This window comes from Actinokineospora xionganensis, assembly GCF_014323725.1.
Lineage (GTDB): Bacteria > Actinomycetota > Actinomycetes > Mycobacteriales > Pseudonocardiaceae > Actinokineospora > Actinokineospora xionganensis.
In genome coordinates this window covers 18,484-37,361 of record NZ_JABVED010000005.1, presented here as the reverse complement: position 1 = coordinate 37,361, position 18,878 = coordinate 18,484, and the positions used below count along the sequence as shown (strand labels likewise).

The 18,878-nt window shown below is 68.7% G+C and carries 17 protein-coding genes; 4 read left to right on the top strand and 13 right to left on the bottom strand.

The window, feature by feature from the left end; genetic code table 11:
* Positions 1-17 precede the first annotated feature (17 nt).
* Positions 18-911 (bottom strand): RNA polymerase sigma-70 factor, encoded by an 894-nt coding sequence (locus GPZ80_RS10555; RefSeq protein ID WP_312880238.1) that lies wholly within the window; start codon positions 909-911, stop codon positions 18-20.
* A gap of 82 nt (positions 912-993) precedes the next feature.
* Here GPZ80_RS10555 and GPZ80_RS10550 point away from each other — a divergent pair, with 82 nt between their 5' ends.
* On the top strand, positions 994-1,605 hold the full coding sequence (locus GPZ80_RS10550) for a LysE family translocator (RefSeq protein ID WP_187220139.1): 612 nt from the start codon (positions 994-996) through the stop codon (positions 1,603-1,605).
* Between the two features lie 4 nt (positions 1,606-1,609).
* On the opposite strand, the gene GPZ80_RS10545 is transcribed toward GPZ80_RS10550, so the two are convergent.
* Positions 1,610-2,488, bottom strand: a complete 879-nt coding sequence (locus GPZ80_RS10545; RefSeq protein ID WP_187220138.1) for a DNA-processing protein DprA — start codon at positions 2,486-2,488, stop codon at positions 1,610-1,612.
* Between the two features lie 142 nt (positions 2,489-2,630).
* Between GPZ80_RS10545 and GPZ80_RS33665 the strand changes: the two genes are divergently transcribed.
* On the top strand, positions 2,631-3,482 hold the full coding sequence (locus GPZ80_RS33665) for a ComF family protein (protein ID WP_187220137.1): 852 nt from the start codon (positions 2,631-2,633) through the stop codon (positions 3,480-3,482).
* Positions 3,483-3,545: 63 nt separating this feature from the next.
* Here the strand turns inward: GPZ80_RS33665 and GPZ80_RS10535 are convergent, their stop codons facing one another.
* From GPZ80_RS10535 to GPZ80_RS10525, 3 genes are all read right to left on the bottom strand, one after another.
* On the bottom strand, positions 3,546-6,380 hold the full coding sequence (locus GPZ80_RS10535; RefSeq protein WP_187220136.1) for a vitamin B12-dependent ribonucleotide reductase: 2,835 nt from the start codon (positions 6,378-6,380) through the stop codon (positions 3,546-3,548).
* 118 nt (positions 6,381-6,498) lie between these two features.
* Positions 6,499-6,972 carry a transcriptional regulator NrdR gene (gene nrdR / locus GPZ80_RS10530; protein ID WP_187220135.1) on the bottom strand — a complete coding sequence of 158 codons (474 nt, stop codon included), beginning with the start codon at positions 6,970-6,972 and terminating at the stop codon, positions 6,499-6,501.
* A gap of 395 nt (positions 6,973-7,367) precedes the next feature.
* Entirely contained in the window at positions 7,368-7,844 is a 477-nt protein-coding gene (locus tag GPZ80_RS10525) for a LysM peptidoglycan-binding domain-containing protein (RefSeq protein ID WP_187220134.1), read from the bottom strand.
* 207 nt (positions 7,845-8,051) lie between these two features.
* Between GPZ80_RS10525 and lexA the strand changes: the two genes are divergently transcribed.
* Positions 8,052-8,813, top strand: a complete 762-nt coding sequence (gene lexA, locus GPZ80_RS10520) for a transcriptional repressor LexA (protein ID WP_187220133.1) — start codon at positions 8,052-8,054, stop codon at positions 8,811-8,813.
* A gap of 134 nt (positions 8,814-8,947) precedes the next feature.
* On the opposite strand, the gene GPZ80_RS10515 is transcribed toward lexA, so the two are convergent.
* From GPZ80_RS10515 to GPZ80_RS10495, 5 genes are all read right to left on the bottom strand, one after another.
* On the bottom strand, positions 8,948-9,967 hold the full coding sequence (locus GPZ80_RS10515; protein WP_187220132.1) for an SdiA-regulated/phytase-like domain-containing protein: 1,020 nt from the start codon (positions 9,965-9,967) through the stop codon (positions 8,948-8,950).
* A gap of 149 nt (positions 9,968-10,116) precedes the next feature.
* On the bottom strand, positions 10,117-11,568 hold the full coding sequence (hflX, locus tag GPZ80_RS10510; protein ID WP_376771667.1) for a GTPase HflX: 1,452 nt from the start codon (positions 11,566-11,568) through the stop codon (positions 10,117-10,119).
* 137 nt (positions 11,569-11,705) lie between these two features.
* Complete coding sequence (gene dapF / locus GPZ80_RS10505) at positions 11,706-12,542, bottom strand: diaminopimelate epimerase (protein ID WP_187220130.1); 837 nt, start codon at positions 12,540-12,542, stop codon at positions 11,706-11,708.
* Between the two features lie 9 nt (positions 12,543-12,551).
* Positions 12,552-13,454, bottom strand: a complete 903-nt coding sequence (gene miaA, locus GPZ80_RS10500) for a tRNA (adenosine(37)-N6)-dimethylallyltransferase MiaA (RefSeq protein ID WP_187220129.1) — start codon at positions 13,452-13,454, stop codon at positions 12,552-12,554.
* Positions 13,451-14,167, bottom strand: coding sequence for a class III extradiol ring-cleavage dioxygenase family protein (locus tag GPZ80_RS10495; protein WP_187220128.1), 717 nt, complete (start codon positions 14,165-14,167; stop codon positions 13,451-13,453). The genes miaA and GPZ80_RS10495 overlap by 4 nt, the downstream gene beginning before the upstream one ends.
* 756 nt (positions 14,168-14,923) lie before the next feature.
* Here GPZ80_RS10495 and GPZ80_RS10490 point away from each other — a divergent pair.
* Positions 14,924-16,189 carry a DUF349 domain-containing protein gene (locus GPZ80_RS10490; RefSeq protein ID WP_312880272.1) on the top strand — a complete coding sequence of 422 codons (1,266 nt, stop codon included), beginning with the start codon at positions 14,924-14,926 and terminating at the stop codon, positions 16,187-16,189.
* Between the two features lie 150 nt (positions 16,190-16,339).
* Here the strand turns inward: GPZ80_RS10490 and GPZ80_RS10485 are convergent, their stop codons facing one another.
* The 3 genes from GPZ80_RS10485 to miaB are packed head-to-tail and all read right to left on the bottom strand — an operon-like array spanning position 16,340 to position 18,868.
* Positions 16,340-16,864 carry a P-loop nucleotide/nucleoside kinase family protein gene (locus GPZ80_RS10485; protein ID WP_187220127.1) on the bottom strand — a complete coding sequence of 175 codons (525 nt, stop codon included), beginning with the start codon at positions 16,862-16,864 and terminating at the stop codon, positions 16,340-16,342.
* 58 nt (positions 16,865-16,922) lie between these two features.
* Positions 16,923-17,396, bottom strand: coding sequence for an Rv2732c family membrane protein (locus GPZ80_RS10480; RefSeq protein ID WP_187220126.1), 474 nt, complete (start codon positions 17,394-17,396; stop codon positions 16,923-16,925).
* On the bottom strand, positions 17,393-18,868 hold the full coding sequence (miaB, locus tag GPZ80_RS10475) for a tRNA (N6-isopentenyl adenosine(37)-C2)-methylthiotransferase MiaB (protein ID WP_187220125.1): 1,476 nt from the start codon (positions 18,866-18,868) through the stop codon (positions 17,393-17,395). The genes GPZ80_RS10480 and miaB overlap by 4 nt, the downstream gene beginning before the upstream one ends.
* Positions 18,869-18,878 lie beyond the last annotated feature (10 nt).

Sequence of the window (18,878 nt, the reverse complement as noted above, 5' to 3'; positions counted from 1 at the left end):
CCTCCAGGGTTGAACGGTCACCCCTGCAGACCGGACAGCTCCCCGGAACGTGACAGCTGCGCGGCCAGATAGGTCAGCTTGTCGGGGTTCGCCACAATTCGCAGGGCGACCACCCAGTCTCCCTCGATCTGCGGGGCGAACAGGCCCAACGGTGTCTCGCCGACCCAGCCGACGACCGCGAGATCGCCGTTGACCTCCACGAAGCTGACGTTCGTCGCCGTGTCGAACCGGGCGAGGATGCCGATGAGGTAGCGGGCCACCCGGTTCGCCCCGACCACCGGCCTGCGCGCGGCGTTGACCTTGCCGCCGCCGTCGGCCCACGACGTGGCGTCGGCGGCGAGCAGCCGCTCAAGTCCGGCGACGTCGCCTTCGTAGGCGGCGGCGAGGAAGCGTTCCAACAGCTCCTGGCCGCGGCTCGCGCTCCGCCGCGGCTGGTGGCCCACCAACCGCTGCCGGGCCCGGCGGTGCACCTGGCGGCTGTTGGCCTCGCTGAGCCCGAGCACCGCGGCCACCTCGGCGTGCGGGTAGGCGAAGGCCTCACGGAGCACGAACACGGCGCGCTCGACGGGCGTGAGTTGCTCCAGCAACACCAGCAGCGCGAACGACACCGACTCCCGCCGCTCGGCGGTGTCCACCGGGCCCAGCGTGCCGTCCGCGGTCGCCACGGGCTCGGGCAGCCAGGGCCCGACGTAGCGCTCGCGGCGGGCGCGGGCGGAGGTGAGCTGGTTGAGGCACAGGTTGGTGACCACGGTGGCCAGCCAGGCGGAGGGGGTCTCGACATCCTCGGCCTGGCTCCACCGCAGGTAGGCGTCTTGGACGATGTCCTCAGCCTCGGTGGCCGACCCGAGCATCCGGTAGGCGATCCCGAACAGCCGCGACCGGTGCGCCTCGAACTCGACCACATCGTCCACGGTCCGAATCCTCCCTGAAGACAAAGATCCGAGTACGTTGACCGGCACTGGGGAAGCGCACATCACACGGAGGTTCACGCCCGTGAGCGTCGAGTTCTGGCTGACCACGTTCATCATTGTCATCACACCGGGAACGGGCGTCGTCTACACGATGGCGGCCGGGCTCGCCCGCGGCTCACGCGCGAGCGTCGTGGCGGCACTGGGCTCCACCGTGGGGATCGTGCCGCACATGCTGGCCGCCATCACCGGACTCGCGGCCCTCCTGCACACGAGCGCACTGGCCTTCCAAATCCTCAAGTACCTGGGCGTCGCGTACCTGCTGTACATGGCGATCAGCACGTTCCGCGACCGGAGCGCGTTGACCGTCACGGAGGAGACGGGACCGCTGTCGGTGCGCAAAGTGATCACCTCGGCGATCGTGCTGAACCTGCTGAACCCGAAACTTACGATCTTCTTCTTCGCGTTCCTGCCGCAGTTCGTGACCGCGGGCGAACCGAACGCCTTCCTCCGCATGATCGCCATGAGCGGCGTCTTCATGGCCATGACGTTCGTCGTCTTCACCGCCTACGGCCTCTTTGCCGCCGCGATCCGGACGCACGTCATCTCGCGGCCGAAGATCCTGGCGTGGATGCGCCGCACTTTCGCGGGCGCTTTCCTTGTCCTGGGAGCGAAACTGGCTTTCACTGACAAGTGATTGCTCAACCGAGTGGAAGCTCAGGCGTTTGCTCGACATGCAACTGCTGCAACTGGTCGAGCAGTTGCTCACGGTTCATGATCTGACGAGCTCCGGCAGCCAATAGTCGCTGGTTGCCGATCGGCACGTCGTCAGTGAGGCCGAGGACCAGGGTGGGTCGTTTGGTTCGAAGCGCGAGTTCACCTGCCTTGAGTGTGCCTCCTGAACCACGTGCCTCAACCACTACGAGTGCGCGGCCAAGCCCGACGATGACATGGTTGCGTGACATGGCAGCTCCGGCCGTCCACCGCTGGGACGGCGGGAACTGAGAGATCACCAGCATTCGTTGCCCGACATCGCCTGACACGGTTCGGTAATCCTGTTTGAGGCGGAAATGGTCGATGCCTTCGGCGAGAACCGCGATCGTCGCACCTCCGGCGTTCAGAGCGGCTAGATGGCTTTGTGTGTCGACACCTCTGGCATACCCGGACACAACGGTGACTCCGGAACGAGCCGCGTCCTCTCCACAAGCGTGCGCGGCACCCAGGCCTCTGGCACTCGCATCCCGTGCCCCGCAGACACCGACAGCGACCGCGTTGAGGAGTTCGAGCGGTCCCCGGTAGAACAGCGTCGGTGGCGCGCCTGGGAAACATCGGAGTCGCCCTGGGTACGAAGGATCGTCGCAAAGCAGCACCCGCACGCCGTCCTCACGCAAGCGCCTCGCGGAGGATTCGGCTTCGACTCGTTCAGACTCATCCAACTGATCTATCAATGCCATCAGCTGATGCCTGCCCGACTGCAGCAATACTTTCACCGCGCTTCGGGCCCCGCCGCACGCGCGCGGGGCCAGCAGCGCCAGCCACAGTTCACGTTCGATGACGTCCGGGTGATCGCTGGTTCCCATAGCGCCTTACTCAGCAACAGATTCAAGCGACATGCCCGCATCGTAATCCCGCCAGATCCGCTGATCCGCATCCGTGACGCACGTGCTTGTGCGACTCTGGCAAACGTAGCGACCGAGACCCAGCACAGGAGACTTCGAGCGCGTGGACCGCGTGACCATCTCACCCGCACCGACTCCCTACACGGCGCACCCCCGCGCCAACAGACTTGATGATTGGGATCTTGTCCCGGTATCCAAGCAAATGTGGTACTTGATGCTTCGTGGCGCACCGGAGATCGTGAACCATGTCGTCGGGGCGTGGCCTCGAGCGAAGTCCATCAACATCCACCCGCACGATCAGCCGCAGTGGACCCATCGGATCCGGCTCGACTTCGCCCCGCATGAAGAACTGAAAGAATTCCTTGATCTGCTCAGGAAGATCCTTGTGCTGTGGGTTCGCGGGTCCAGCGACCTCGACGGCGCGGTCGCACTTGACTTCTACAAGAAACCGTCCGCGACCGATCCCACGCAGCTTGAGAACACGCCAACCGCCGAACTGATACGCACGATCAAGGGATATCGGTCGTGCGACAACGCTGAGGTGATGCGCGCGGGTCGCGCACTGTGCGATGACCTCTACGAAGTGGTCATGCAGCACCCTTGGCTCAACAGGGCTGACCGCATCCTGCCCGTGCCTGGCCACTCCCGGAGCGGGCCGCCGAGTGCGAGCGTCCGGCTGGGCGCCGCCTTGCATCATGATCTGGGCATCCCTCTCACCCAGATCTACACCCGCCACGAACACCGGACCTCAGCCAAGGACATGAAACTGCTCAGCGAGCGCACCGCCCTGCTAGGTGAGTTCCGCATCAGGGAAAATCTCGAAGACAAATCGGTCTTGATCGTCGACGACATCTACCACACGGGGTGCACCATGGCGGGAGTCGCCAGAGCGGCGCGACATGCGGGCGCGACCACGATTCTCGGGCTCGTGGCAGCACGAGTCATACGGTACTGACCGCTGACCCGACGTAAAGCGGGGAGCCGACAGACGTCGACTCCCCGCTTCACAGACCGATTGTCAGCTGCAGCCCGAAGTGCTGCCGCAGCCCTCGCACACGTAGCAAGAGCCTGCCGGGCGCATCTTCGTTCCGCAGGTCATGCACAGCGGGGCGTCAGCCGCCTTGCCCAGGTGCAGTTCCAGCAGTTCCGTGGAGCTGTGCGCCTCGGACTTTTCCGTGGAATCCGCGGCCTCGATGGTTGCGCGGGGGCTGGCGTCGACCGAGGTGCGGAGGCCTTCCAGGTCCACATCGGACGGGCCGCCGTATCCAGCGGAGACCTCGGCGGAGCGTTCGTCGGCGGTGAAGATGCCGAGTTGGGCGCGCTTCTCGTACGGCAGGTAGTCCAGGGCCAACCTGCGGAACAGGTAGTCGAGGACGCTGGTGGCGATTCGGACGTCCGGGTCGTCGGTCATGCCCGCCGGTTCGAAGCGGAGGTTCTGGAACTTCGAGACGTAGAACTCCAGCGGAATGCCGTACTGCAGGCCCACCGAGATCGACATCGAGAACGCGTCCATCACGCCCGCCAGGGTGGAGCCCTGCTTGCCGAGCTTGACGAAGATCTCGCCGAGGCCGTCGTCCGGGTACGAGCCCGCGTGCAGGTAGCCCTCGGCGCCGCCGACGGTGAACGACACGGTCTGCGACGGGCGCTTCTTCGGCAGGCGCTTGCGGACCGGCCGGTACTCGATGACCTTCTCCGGCTCGGCCTTGGCCGCGGTGCCGTTGTTGGCGCCCTTGCCCGCCGACAGCGGCTGGCCGACCTTGCAGTTGTCGCGGTAGATCGCCAGCGCCTTGAGGCCCAACTTCCAGCCCTGGAAGTAGATCTCCTCGACGTCCTCGACCGACGCCGCTTCCGGCATGTTGACGGTCTTGGAGATGGCGCCCGAGATGAACGGCTGCACCGCGGCCATCATCCGCACGTGGCCCATCGGCGCGATGGAGCGCTCGCCCATGGCGCAGTCGAAGACCTCGTAGTGCTCTTGGCGCAGACCCGGGGCGTCCACGACGTGGCCGTGCTCGGCGATGTACTCGACGATGGCCTCGACCTGCTCGTCCTGGTAGCCCAGGGACTTCAGCGCGCGCGGCACCGTCTGGTTGACGATCTGCATGGAGCCGCCGCCGACGAGCTTCTTGAACTTGACCAACGCCAGGTCCGGCTCGATGCCGGTGGTGTCGCAGTCCATCATCAGACCGATGGTGCCAGTCGGCGCGAGGACGCTCGCCTGCGCGTTGCGCCAGCCCGACTTGGTGCCGATCTCCAGCGCGGCCTGCCACTCGCGGGTCGCGACGCGCTGCACGGTGGCGTCGGTGGAGTGGTGGGTGCGCAGCAGGTCGTTCGCGGCGGCGTGCTTGCGCATGACCCGCTGGTGCGCGTCGGCGTTGCGGGCGTAGCCCTCGAACGCGCCGACGACGCCCGCCAGCTCCGCGGAGCGGCGGTAGGCGGTGCCGGTCATCAGCGACGTGATCGCCGCCGCCAAGGCTCGGCCGCCCTCGGAGTCGTAGGCGTGGCCGGTGGCCATCAGCAGCGCGCCGATGTTGGCGTAGCCGATGCCCAACTGGCGGAACTTGCGGGTGGTGTCGGCGATCGGCTCGGTCGGGAAGTCCGCGAAGCAGATGGAGATGTCCATCGCGGTGATGACGATCTCGACGGCCTTGACGAAGGTCTCGGCGTCGAACGTGCCGTCGTCGCCGAGGAACTTCATCAGGTTGAGCGACGCCAGGTTGCAGCTCGAGTTGTCCAGGTGCATGTACTCGCTGCACGGGTTCGACGCGCTGATCCGGCCCGACTCGGGGCAGGTGTGCCAGTCGTTGATCGTGTCGTCGTACTGGATGCCCGGGTCGGCGCACGACCACGCGGCCTGCGCGAGCTTGCGGAACAGCGGCTTGGCGCCGACCTCCTCGATGACCTCGCCGGTGGTGCGCGAGCGCAGCCCGAACTTGCCGTCGTTCTCCACGGCGTGCATGAAGGCGTCGGACACGCGGATCGAGTTGTTCGCGTTCTGGTACTGGACCGAGGTGATGTCGCTACCGCCGAGGTCCATGTCGAAGCCCGCGTCGCGCAGGACCCGGATCTTGGCCTCTTCGCGCGCCTTGGTCTCGATGAACTCCTCGACGTCGGGGTGGTCGACGTCGAGCACGACCATCTTCGCCGCGCGGCGGGTCGCGCCGCCGGACTTGATGGTTCCCGCGGAGGCGTCGGCGCCGCGCATGAAGGACACCGGGCCGGACGCGGTGCCGCCGGAGGAGAGCAACTCCTTCGAGGACCGGATGCGGGACAGGTTCAGGCCCGCGCCGGAGCCGCCCTTGAAGATCAGCCCCTCTTCCTTGTACCAGTTGAGGATCGAGTCCATCGTGTCGTCGACGGCCAGGATGAAGCAGGCGCTGACCTGCTGCGGGGAGCTGGTGCCGACGTTGAACCACACCGGGGAGTTGAAGCTGAACACCTGGTGCAGCAGCATCCAGGTCAGCTCGTGCTCGAAGACCTCGGCGTCCTTCGGGGTCGCGAAGTAGCCGAACTTGATGCCCGCGGCGACATAGGACTTCACGACGCGGTCGATCAGCTGGCGCAGCGAGTGCTCGCGCACCGAGCTGCCGACGGCGCCGCGGAAGTACTTGCTGGTGACGATGTTGGTCGCGTTGACCGACCAGAAGTCGGGGAACTCGACACCCCGCTGCTCGAAGTTCACCGAGCCGTCGCGCCAGTTGGTCATCACCACGTCGCGGTGCTCCCAGGTGACCTCGTCATAGGGATGCACCCCCTCGGTGGTGTAGACGCGCTGCACGCTGAGCCCCTGCTTCGGCGTGCCGTTGCGCTCCGCGCGGTCGCCCTTCGCCGGGGTGCCCACGGTTTCGGTCATGACCGGTCCCTCTCCCTCATCACTGGCTTGTCCTGGTGTGGCCACGTCCGGGCTCCCCGTCCGATGCGGCTCAAGTTTCTTGCCACGCCTGCTCCCGCCCTGGGTGCGCGTGGTGCGTCTAGTCGTCATCTGTCTTCGCCTCGCCCGCCATCGCGGCACGCAAGTCGGCGATCTCCTTCTCGAAGTCCTCTACCGAGGTAAAAGCGCGGTAGACGCTGGCGAACCGCAGGTACGCGACCCCGTCCAACTCCCGCAGCGGCCCCAGGATCGCCAGCCCGACCTCGTGGCTCGGGATCTCGGCGCTGCCGGTCGCGCGAATCGTCTCCTCGACCTTCTGGGCGAGCAGCTGCAGCTGGTCTTCATCGACCGGCCTGCCCTGGCAGGCCCGTCGCACGCCCGTGATCACCTTGTCCCGGCTGAAGGGCTCGGTGACCCCCGACCGCTTCACCACGGCGAGAACCGCTTCCTCGACGGTGGTGAAGCGGCGGCTGCACTTGGAGCAGGACCGCCTGCGGCGGATCACCTGACCTTCGTCGACCTCCCGCGAGTCGACGACCCGGGAGTCCGAGTGGCGACAGAATGGACACCTCATCGGGTCTCACCCCTCCCTCTCCGCGCCGGTCATCCGAGTAGCCGCATGTCCGGGCGTCCACGACCACGCTTGGTGATCAATCTGTGGACAGCTTGTGGGTAACCCAACCCAACCTGTGGACGAACTACAGCGGCGTAACTACTAGATGTTGGGGTTGAACTTATTCCTCGACGCCACATGATGCAAGTTGGCACGCCGCTATAGCACCGAACGTGAGGGGTCGGAACTCGGGTGCACATCCAGTAGTTCCAACATCCAGGTGAACCCGTTTATTCACTCTTTCGGCGGAGTCGCGGGCGTACCCGGCCGGGCGACACCGTAGATCAACTACTGCCCGGACAGCACAAGACCCGCACCTCCCGAAGGCGCGGGTCAGTTCGACTGGAGCGTCGAGATCAGCGGGAGAACGGGACCGTCAGCGGTTGGCCGGGGTGAACCATCGAACCGTCGAGCGCGTTGAGCTTTTGAATCCTGGCGACGACCGCGGAGACGTCGCTGTCGGGCGCCATCCTCACGGCGAGGTCGGAGAGGGTCTCCCCGGGCTCCACCCGGACCACGGTGGTCGCCGTCGGCACGTCGGCACCCGCCATGGACCCCGCGAACGAGCCCAGACCGAAGATGGCGAGCGCGACCACGACCGCGAGACCGACCAGAACGGCGATCGGCGGCGACGCACACCGGGAACCCCGGTCGGGGACGGCCACGACGTGCGGCGCGAGCACCCGGCGCCGCCTGGTCGGCGGCCGCAACCTGCCCTGCCCGACCGGCCGGGCGGGACGCGGTACTGGCCTCGGCGGGGCCGCCACCTGCGGGTATCGGCCTTCCGCCAAGCCGGCCGACCTCGGCACCGCCACCGCGGCAGTCGCAGCCATCGCAACCTCCTCGAACTACCGTTCGATCGAACGTCCGTGCGAATGTCTACCACCCGGCACCGACAAAATCGAGACCCGTCCGGCGTGTCGCTCGAACAGGTGTTTGATCTGCCCAGGTCGGCGGACTAACGTCGAGACCGGAGATGATCGACGTCGATCCACTCCGGGACGCGATCGGCCGTCCCGGGTTCGCAGGGAGGCAGCGCAGTGGCAGGCACGAGTGGTCGCAAGCCCGCAGGGACACCGAAGCGGAAGCCCTTGTCGGGGGGCAACGTGCGCAGTTTTCCCGAGCTGGACCAAACGCCGGACGGCGCTGAGCTGCCGCTGCGCCAGCGTCAGGTCCTCGAAGTCATCCGCTCGTGGGTCCAGCGCTTCGGCTATCCCCCGAGCGTTCGTGAGATCGGCGAGGCCGTCGGGCTCACGTCGACGTCGTCAGTGGCCTACCAGCTGCGCGCGTTGGAGGAGAAGGGCTACCTGCGCCGAGACCCGAACCGCCCGCGCGCGATCGGCGTGCTGCCCGCGGACGCCACCCCGGGCCAGCTGCGCGGGGAGCAGGTCGTCCCGGTGCTCATCGAACAGGCCGACCAGGGCCCGAAGCCCACCTACGTGCCGGTCCTCGGCCGGATCGCCGCCGGTGGGCCCATCCTGGCCGAGCAGGCCGTGGAGGAAGTGTTCCCGCTGCCGAAGGAGATCGTCGGCGAGGGCTCGCTGTTCATGCTGAAGGTCGCGGGCGACTCGATGATCAACGCGGCGATCGCCGACGGCGACTGGGTCGTGGTCCGCCAGCAGCCCACCGCGAACAACGGCGAGATCGTCGCCGCGATGATCGATGGCGAGGCGACGGTGAAGACGCTGAAGCACCGCGACGACCACGTGTGGCTGCTGCCGCACAACGACGCGTACGAACCCATCCCGGGCGACGACGCCACCATCCTCGGCAAGGTCGTCGCCGTACTCCGGCGACTGTGAACTGGGCCGCCTCCCCGGAATTTGACGTTGGGTCACGTGCCTTGTGACGCGTGCGGCTGGTCGGTGACCGCGGCTGGGTGCCGTCACGGTCCCCTTAGCTAGCGGTTGGATGCGCTGCCGGTTGTCAGACTGATTTACCTGGCGGCGGACCTGCGGTGCATGAACCACAGCACTCCGCCGATCGCGATGACGGTGAAGCCGACGGCGGGTAGCGGGTCCAGCCCGCCGCCATCGGCGCTCTTCGCGGCGGCCGACTGCCCACCGGAGCGCGACTCCTCCTCCGCCTTCGGCGTCGCGGGGGCCAGCCGTCCGGCGGCCCCGGCGACGGCGCGGATCGGCTGGCCGACGCCCTCGGACGCCGACACGAGGGTGCCGTCGGGTTCGAGCCCGATGGCCTCCCCCTGCTTCTCCTCGGGCAGCGGAATCCGCACCGGTTCGCTCTTGAACGCGGCGAGCAGATCGCCGTCGGGCACGGCGTAGAGGTACGCGTCGGTGTAGGTGCGCACCGCGACCACCGTGCCGTCGGGATTCGAGGCCGCGCCGGTCACCACGACCGAGCCGATGGTCGGGTTGACCGGGCCGCCTTTGGTGTCGGTGCTGGTCAGCTGCACCGACCCGACTTTCTCCAGCGCGGTCGGTCCAGGGCTGGTGATCGCGGCGACGGGCCGGTAGATGTCGCCGCGGCCGAAGGGGTTCTTGGTGATCAGATAGGGCGTGCCGGACCGGTCCAGCAGCAGCGCCTCGGTGTCGTGCGCGCCGTCGGGGTAGGTCAGCCGGTGCAGCTTGGTCTTGCCGTCCGGGGTGAGCGAGATCAGCGCGACCGTCTCGCGCTTCTTGTCGTTGTCGCCGGTGTCGGCCAGCCAGAAGGTCCCGTCGGCGCCGCGGGCGAGGTCTTCGACGTCGAACGGGTCGGTCGGGCCGTTGATGACCCGTTCGACCCTGCATTCCTTCGTCAGCACGTACACCGTCGACTTGGTGCCGCCGTCGTTGACGGCGTACCAGCGGTCGCCGTCGGCGACGAGCCCGGACAGCTCCCCGACCCGCTTGTCGGCCATCACGCACACGTCTTGCGGAGCCTGCTCACGCGCGGACGCGCTCGTGGCTCCGAAGCCCACCAGACCCGCCACGAGCGCAGTCGTCACCAACGCCCGCACTGCCACCTCCCCATTCCGCTTGTCGCACCAACGGTAGCCGTCGGATGGTTCACGGAACGGTGGACGTGTCGCAGCGAGTCGCGTTCCACCCGGACGTGCGTCGGCGGCCCGGATCACTCCGGGCCGCCGATGTCTGCCGCTCTGTCCGACTACGCCGAGGTGCCGTTGGCCGCGAAGCTCTCCAGCACACCGGCGAGGTCCGCCTTGACCATCGCGCGCAGCTGGGTGCCCGCCGCGGTGTGTTCCTCGGTCAGCACCTCGCCCTCGCGGTGAACCCTGGCGACGAGTTCGCCGCGGGCGTAGGGGACCAAGACGTCGACCTGCTGGTTCGGCCGCGGGATCAGGCCTGCGATCCGCTCGCGCAGCTCGCCCATGCCCGCACCGGTGTGCGCCGAGACGAACACCGCGCCGGGAAGCAGGTGCCGCAGCCGGGCGAGCGCGAGTTCGGAGGCCGCGTCGACCTTGTTGACCACGACCAGCTCGGGCGGCATCTTCACGTCGCGCCGCTCGCCGATCTCGTTGAGCACCTCGCGCACGGCCCTGACCTGCCATTCCGGCATCGGGTCGGCGCCGTCGACCACGTGCACGACCAGGTCCGCGTCGGCGACCTCGTCCAGGGTGGACCGGAACGCCTCGACGAGCTGGTGGGGCAGGTGGCGCACGAAGCCGACCGTGTCGGTCAGCGTGTACGTGTTGCCGTCCGGTGTCTCGGTGCGGCGGGTCGTGGCGTCGAGGGTCGCGAAGAGCGAGTCCTCGACAAGCACTCCCGCGCCGGTCAGCACGTTGAGCAGGCTCGACTTGCCCGCGTTGGTGTATCCGGCGATCGCCACGCTGGGGATCTCGTTGGCGACCCGCTGTCCGCGCTTGGTGTCGCGGACGGTGGTCATCGCCTTGATCTCCTTGCGCAGCTTGGAGATCTTCGCGCGGATCCGGCGCCGGTCGGTCTCGAGCTTGGTCTCACCGGGACCACGCAGACCCACACCGCCGTTGCCGCCGCCCGCACGGCCACCGGCCTGGCGGGACAGCGTCTCACCCCAACCACGCAGGCGCGGCAGCAAGTACTGCAGCTGCGCGAGCTCGACCTGGGACTTGCCCTCCCGGGACCGGGCGTGCTGGGCGAAGATGTCGAGAATCAGCGCCGTGCGGTCGATGACCTTGACCTTGAGCCGCGCCTCCAGCTGCTGCAGCTGGCTGGGCGAGAGCTCGCCGTCGCAGATCACGGTGTCCGCGCCGGTCGCCCGGACGATGTCGCCGAGCTCGATGACCTTGCCCGAGCCGATGTACGTCGCCGGGTCCGGCTTGTCGCGGCGCTGCACGAGACCTTCCAGCACCTCGGAGCCCGCGGTCTCGGCCAGCCTCGCCAGTTCGGCCAGCGAGGCCTCCGATTCGAGCGCGGAACCCTCGGTCCACACGCCGACCAGCACGACTCGTTCCAGTCGCAGCTTTCGGTATTCGACCTCGGTGATGTCTTGGAGCTCGGTCGACAGACCGGCTACGCGACGCAGTGATGATCGCTCTTCTCGCTCCAGGTCACCGAGGGAGAGCTCAGCCGGGTCGGCCACCGCGCCGTTGATTTCCTGCTGAGTGAATTCCTCTGTCACCTGGTGAGCACATCCTTCGCGTCGGGTGGAATCGGTCGATTCCGTTGTTCCCATAGTCCCATGGTTCAGCGACGTATTCGACTCAGTTATTCCCGCGGGTTGGCACGCCCCGCGGGTGGGTACCCCTTACGCCGCGATCAGCGCTGGGCGTCCCACCAGGCCTGGTCGAGTTCGCCGCGCGCCACGAAGACCGCGGGGCCGGTGAGGGTGCTCGACGTGTCGCTGATCGTGACGTGCACGGTCCCGCCTGGGACGTGAACCGTGCACGATCCTGTGGTCTCGCCCCGGGCCGCGAGGGCGGCGGCCGTCGCGGCGACCGTGCCGGTGCCGCAGGACCTGGTCTCGCCGACGCCGCGCTCGTGGACACGCAGGTGGATTTCGTCCGGGCCCACCGGGGCGACGAATTCGACGTTCACCCCGTTCGGGAAGAGGTCCGTGTCGAATTCCGGCTGGACTGTCAGGTCGAGACTGTCTAGATCGATGGAATCGAGGACGCAGGCCAGGTGCGGATTGCCGACGTCGATGCCGATACCCGGGAACGTCGAGCCGTCGACGACCGCGACGGAGTTGCCGAGGCGGCGCACCGGTCCCATGTCTATGGTCACCGTGCCGTCCGGGTGCACGACCACGGGGCGCAGCCCCGCGCGGGAGCCGACCGGGAACTCGGGGCCGTCGACCAGGCCGGTGTCGTGGAGGTAGCGGGCGAAGACCCGCACGCCGTTGCCGCACATCTCGGCGATGGAGCCGTCGGCGTTGCGGTAGTCCATGAACCACACGTCGCCGTCGATGCCCGCGGGCGCGTCGGGCAGGGCTTTGGTCCGCACGACCCGCAGGACGCCGTCCGCGCCGAGGCCGCGACCGCGGTCGCACAGTGTCCGGATCCGCGCGACGGTGAGGTCGAGAGACCCGTCGGGATCGGGCAGCAGCACGAAGTCGTTCTCGGTGCCATGTCCTTTGAGAAACGTGATCGCCACGTGCCCAGGCTACCGTTCGACCAGGGCGAGAGCCGCGTCGACCAGGTCGGGACGGGCGGCGTCGAGCCAGGTCAGGCGCTTGTCGCGGCGGAACCACGACCGCTGCCTGCGGACGAAACGGCGAGTCGCCCGCGCGGTCTCGGCCGCGGCGGCTTCGAGATCGTGGTCGCCGTCGAACGCGGTGAGGACCTGTTGGTAGCCGAGCGCGCGCGAGGCGGTACGCCCTTCGCGAAGACCCTGGTTCTCCAAGTCGCGAACCTCGTCGGCCAGCCCACCGGCGAACATGCGCTCGACCCGCAGGTCGACCCGCTCGTCCAGCGCGGCGGCGTCGCGGTCGATGCCGACCATGACCATGCCGTAGCGGGCCGGTCCGGGCTTCGGCATGGTCGCGGAGTACGGGCGGCCGGTCAGTTCGATGACTTCGAGCGCGCGGACTATCCGCCTGCTGTTGGTCGGCAGGATCGACTCGGCGGCCACCGGGTCGAGCGCCCGCAACCGCGCGTAGAGGGCGGTAGCACCCACGGTGTCCAGTTCGGATTCCAGCCGGGTGCGCAGGGCGGCGTCCGTGCCGGGAAAGTCCAGTTCGTCCACCACGGCTTGCACATAGAGGCCGGAGCCGCCGACGAGGATCGGGACCCGGCCGCGCGCCAGGATGTCCTCCACGGCCGCGCGGGCGTGTCGCTGGTAGGCCGCGACCGAGGCGGTCTCGCGCACGTCGAGCACGTCGAGCTGGTGGTGCGGGATGCCTCGCCGCTCCTCTGTGGTGATCTTCGCGGTGCCGATGTCCATGCCCCGGTAGAGCTGCATGGCGTCGGCGTTGACGACCTCGCCGCCAAGGCGTTCGGCCAGCGCCACGCCGAGGTCGGACTTGCCGGTGGCCGTCGGACCGACCACCGCGACGGCCAGGGTCACGCGACCACCGGTTCCCACACAGCGAAGTGGTAGGCGACGCCGAAAGGCAGCTGGACGCTGGAGCGCACGCACCGCCAGGACCGGCCGTCCGCCCGGACCGCACCGGCGAGCACCTGCCACGGGGCGCGGCCCACGGCGCCGAGTTCGTCGGCTTCTGCCGGGTCCAGTGCGAGCAGCGCGTCGAGGTCGACCTGGGCGAACGCGGCCGCGACCGACTCGTCGAACGAGCCCGCGCGGGCGTCGGGCCTGCCGATCGCCTTCTCGCCGTGGCGGTGGGACCCGTCGCCGAGCACCAGGAGCCCCACGGGCTCCCCACCGGCCGCGAGCCGCCTGCCTTCGGCGACGCAGGCCGCGGTGGGCAGAACCGCGGGCACCAACTCCACCGCGACCTCGGCGGCCCCGACCTGGCCGCGGAGCCATCCGGCCACCAGCGCGGCCAGCGGCAGGTCGACGTCGGCCACCCGTTCGGCGGCACCCGGCCCCAGCTCGACCCGCACGTCGGCGCCGAAGCCGCGAAACGTCCCCGCGGCGTTCTCGATCCGCTCGGCCCGCTCCCCCGCGCCGACGGCCAGCCAGGTGGACGCGACCTGCGCCAGGTCCATCCCGACCGCCACGGCGGTCATCCTGACCGCCGCCGCGTCGGAGTCCTCCCCGCCGACGAGTTCGGGCACGAGCAGGGGTGGCTGCGGAAGCACCGCGACGCGGGATATCACCCGGCCGAGGTTACTGTCAGTCAAAGTATCTTGTCGTTGTCGGCCCACGAACGGCCGAGTTGCGGCACCATGATGACCATTGCGGCCCTCGGAGTACCCAGGCGGCTCCTGACCTGTTTGAATGCGCGCGGGTAGAGCCGCACGGCCCAGAGGGTCGTAGGAACAGTGCTGGGCCCCGCCGCGAGCGGGGCGCCCGTGGGAACACGGGCACGCAGGCAAAAGGAGCCGGCCATGACGGACAGGGACAACAGCGCCGAGACGGTGACGGAGCGGGACAACGGCGTTGACGGCGTCGATGCCGTTCTCGATGCGCCCGGGAGCGTTCCCGAAGCGGTCACGCAACGTCCGGGAGGCGAGCCCCGCCCCGCTGAGCCCGCCGACACGGCCGCGGACGCCCCGGTGACCGAGGCCGCCCAGCCTGCCGCTGTGACGGGCGCGGACATCTCCGAGGACAACACCGCTGCCGAGGCAACCGCCCCGGTGGCGGTCGACCCCGAGACCGAGACCGCGAACCCCACGGCCGCCGACGTCACCAGCGGCGACACCGACGGCGCCGCCGAGGCTCAGTCCGCCGCGCCTGCCGACGAAGCTCCGTCCGCTGAGACGGCAGACGCCGAGCCCGCCGACGAGCCTCAGTCCGCGGAGACGGCTGAGACCAAGCCCGCCGCCCCTGCCAAGCCCGCGGCGAAGCCGAAGCCGGTCGCGCTGCCGTCGGCTGTCGCGAAGGTCGCGCACGCCGCGCCGGTCGCCGCACCCGTGCCCGCCGCGGCGCCGGTCGACGCGCTGCCCCCGGTCGCGGTGGCGTCCGCCGACCCGTCCAAGTGGGGTCGGGTCGACGAGGAAGGCACCGTCTACGTGCGCACCGCCGACGGCGAGCGCGTGGTCGGGTCGTGGCAGGCCGGTGAGCCGGAGGAAGGGCTCGCGCACTTCGCGCGCCGCTTCGACGACATCCGCACCGAGGTCGAGTTGTTGGAGACGCGGCTGGCGTCCGGTTCCGGCGATCCCAAGCACGCGGCGACGAACGCCAAGCACATCAAGGACTCCCTCGCCGAGGCGCACGTGGTCGGCGACCTGGTGGGTCTGCAGGCCCGGCTCGACCAGGTGATCGCACACGCCGCGGTCGCGCTCGACCACGCCAAGCACGCGCGCGACGAAGCGCGGGCCGGTTCGGTGGCGCGCAAGGAAGAGCTGGTCACCGAGGCCGAGCAGCTGGCCGAGGAGTCGACGCAGTGGAAGGTCGCGGGCGACCGGCTGCGCCAGATCCTCGACGAGTGGAAGACGATCAAGGGCGTCGACCGTAAGACCGACGAGCAGCTGTGGCGCCGGTTCTCCAAGGCCCGCGACACGTTCAACCGCAGGCGCGGCTCGCACTTCGCCGACCTCGACCGCCAGCGCTCCACGGCCAAGTCCCGCAAGCAGGAACTGGTCGACGAGGCCGAGTTGCTGTCCGAGTCCGACGACTGGGGTCCGACGGCCGCCCGCTACAAGGAACTGATGCTGGAGTGGAAGGCGGCGGGCCGCGCGCCCAAGGACGCCGACGACACGCTATGGCAGCGGTTCCGAGCCGCGCAGGACAAGTTCTTCAGCAGGCGTTCGTCGGTGTTCGACGAGCGTGACGCCGAGTTCGCCCAGAACGCGAAGGCCAAGGAAGAGCTGCTCGCCGAGGCGGAGAAGATCAACGTCAAGGGCGACCTCGACGCCGCCCGCGCCCAGCTCCACAAGATCCAGGAGAAATGGGAGCTCATCGGCAAGGTTCCGCGTGAGCGGATCCGCGAGCTCGAGGGCCGGATGCGCGCGGTCGAGGAGAAGGTCCGGACCGCGGCGGACGCGCAGTGGCGCAAGACCGACCCGGAGGCCGAGGCACGGGCCGCCCAGTTCCGTGAGCGCGTCGAGCAGTTCGAGGCACAGGCCGCGAAGGCGCGGGCCGCAGGCGACAAGCGTCGGGCTGAGCAGGCCGAGGCCCAGGCGGCGCAGTGGCGCGAGTGGCTGGCCGCCGCCGAACAGGCCGTCGCTTCTCGCTAGCCCTATCGCGAAAGGCCGCTCCGGATTCCGGAGCGGCCTTTCGCATCCCGCGAGTCGCCCCTTCCGGCAAGTGAGTTCCCCCTTCCGGCAGGTGAGTTCGACATTCAGGCAACAGCCGCGACGAAGCCGTGCGGAACCGATGTCGCGGGATCACGAATTCTCAAGCACGACCCGGTTTGAGATCTCCTGTGCGACGTTCTCGGGAGCCAGGTTCGAGGTGTCGATGACGTCAGCGGCATCGCGAAGCCATGGCAGGGCTGCCTGGTAGGCGGCGATGTGGTTCAGTCGCCACTCTCGCGCGAGCGTTTCGACCTGGTCTGCCTCAATTCGGGCAACAAGCTCGTCTGGCCGCACATGCAGCAGGAAGTGCTGAACGGGGATGCCTGCTTCGTCGAAGCCTCGGAAGATCTCTCGTGCGTAGCGTTCGACCAAGACGGTCTGCGGGATGACGAGAGTGCCCCCGACATAGCGGAGTACCTCGACCGCCGTCTGAGTCACCAGCGGGCGCCAGGGCGGCCAGTCCTGGAAGTCCTCGACGGGCTCGGTCAGGACGTGCCGCAACATGGACCCGATCTGCTCGGAGTCGAACATCCGGGACCGCGAAATAAGCTGAGTCAGCTCGCGAGCGGTGGTGGTCTTGCCGGCTCCGAAGGTTCCGTTCAGCCACACGATCATCTGTCACGCTATCGCGATTGCGCTCCGGAAGCGGCCACTTGTCTCGTGCGAGCGAGGTTCACAGCCGGGACCAAGCCGTGCGGAACCAAAGCACACCCAGGACGACCATCGCGGCTTCGCTGATCACCAAACCGATACCGGGGCCGGGTGAGGTCAGACCCGCGACCGACTGGCGGGTCCAGATGGCCAGGAGGCCGTCCACCGAGGCGAACCAGCAGCCCAGGGCGCAGACCCAGGTGAGACCCCAGCGCCGGGTGATCAAGGCCAGAGCCGAGGCGAAGACGCCGAAGAGAAGTGCGGTGGCGGCGAACAAGCGCGGGACCATGCCTGCCTTGCCCGCCGCGTCACCTTGGTGGAGAAGGACTTCCCAGCCGGGGGCGTTGCCCATCCAGGGCAGCAGATACCCGACGATCAGCACGAACACGGCGACCGAGATGATCACCGCGCGGCCGCCCAGTTCGACCGTGCGGGCCGCCTGGTGCTCGACTTCGTCGATCTCTTTCTTGAGGCCGGAGAGGTCGTCGTCGCTCACGTGGTCACGCAGCCGGAGGCCTCGGGCAGCGGGGCGGGCACGCCGAACGCGGGCAGGCCCAGGCCGACACCGGTGGTCTTCGGGCGGATCCCGGCCTCGTGGTGGTCGCCCGCGCGGGTGCGGCGGTGGGACACGACGTCGCCGTCGGCGACCAGGTGGTGTGGGGCCGCGTAGGTGATGGTCGTTTCGACGACATCGCCCGGGCGGATCGACTCGGTGGCGCCGGTCGGAGCGAAGTGCACAAGGCGGTTGTCGCGCGCGCGACCGCTCATGCGGTGGGTGTCGGCGTCCTTGCGCCCCTCCCCCGCCGCGACGACGACCTCGACGGTGCGGCCGACCAGTTCCTTGTTCAGGTCCCAGGAGATCTCCTCCTGCAGGTCCACGAGCCGCTCATAGCGCTCCTGGACGACCTTCTTCGGCACCTGTCCCGCCATCGTCGCCGCCGGCGTTCCGGGGCGCTTGGAGTACTGGAACGTGTAGGCGCTGGTGAAGCGGGACTGGCGGACGACGTCGAGGGTGCCCTGGAAGTCCTCCTCGGTCTCGCCGGGGAAGCCGACGATGATGTCGGTGGTGATGGCCGCGTCCGGCATGGCCGCGCGGACCTTCTCGATGATCGAGAGGTAGCGGGCCGTCCGGTACGAGCGGCGCATGTCCTTGAGCACCTTGTCCGAACCGGACTGCAGCGGCATGTGCAGCTGGTGGCACACGTTCGGCGTCTCGGCCATCGCGGCGATGACGTCGTCGGTGAAGTCCTTGGGGTGCGGCGAGGTGAACCGGACCCGCTCCAGGCCCTCGATCTCGCCGCACGCGCGCAGCAGCTTGCCGAAGGCGAACCGGTCGCCGAACTCGACGCCGTAGGAGTTCACGTTCTGGCCGAGCAGGGTCACCTCGAGGACACCCTCGGCGACCAGGGCCTCGACCTCGGCCAGGATGTCGCCCGGGCGCCGGTCGCGCTCGGTGCCGCGTAGCGACGGGACGATGCAGAAGGTGCACGTGTTGTTACAGCCCACCGAGATCGACACCCAGCCCGAGTGCGCCGAGTCGCGCCGCGCGGGCAGCGTGGAGGGGAAGACCTCCAGCGACTCCAGGATCTCGACCTCGGCCCGCTGGTTGTGCCGGGCCCGGTCGAGCAGGGCGGGCAGCGAGCCGATGTTGTGGGTGCCGAAGACGACGTCGACCCAGGGTGCGCGGCGGACGATCTCGCCGCGGTCCTTCTGGGCGAGGCAGCCGCCGACGGCGATCTGCATGTCCGGGTTCGCCGTCTTCGCCGGTGCGAGGTGGCCGAGGTTGCCGTACAACTTGTTGTCGGCGTTCTCCCGGACCGCGCAGGTGTTGAAGACGACGACATCGGCCACGGAGCCGCTGTCGGCGGCGACGTAGCCTGCGTCCTCAAGCAACCCCGACAGCCGCTCGGAGTCGTGGACGTTCATCTGGCACCCATAGGTGCGAACTTCGTAAGTGCGCGCGCTCATCTCGCTGTCC

Bases quoted from the DNA above. Each gene is read 5' to 3' on its own strand.
- GPZ80_RS10545 (WP_187220138.1), bottom strand. From the start codon at position 2,488: ATGGGAACCAGCGATCACCCGGACGTCATCGAACGTGAACTGTGGCTG.
- GPZ80_RS10535 (WP_187220136.1), bottom strand. From the start codon at position 6,380: ATGACCGAAACCGTGGGCACCCCGGCGAAGGGCGACCGCGCGGAGCGC.
- nrdR (WP_187220135.1), bottom strand. From the start codon at position 6,972: ATGAGGTGTCCATTCTGTCGCCACTCGGACTCCCGGGTCGTCGACTCG.
- GPZ80_RS10525 (WP_187220134.1), bottom strand. From the start codon at position 7,844: ATGGCTGCGACTGCCGCGGTGGCGGTGCCGAGGTCGGCCGGCTTGGCG.
- GPZ80_RS10485 (WP_187220127.1), bottom strand. From the start codon at position 16,864: ATGATCGTGTGGCTGAACGGAACCTTCGGAGCCGGCAAGACCACCACC.
- miaB (WP_187220125.1), bottom strand. From the start codon at position 18,868: ATGAGCGCGCGCACTTACGAAGTTCGCACCTATGGGTGCCAGATGAAC.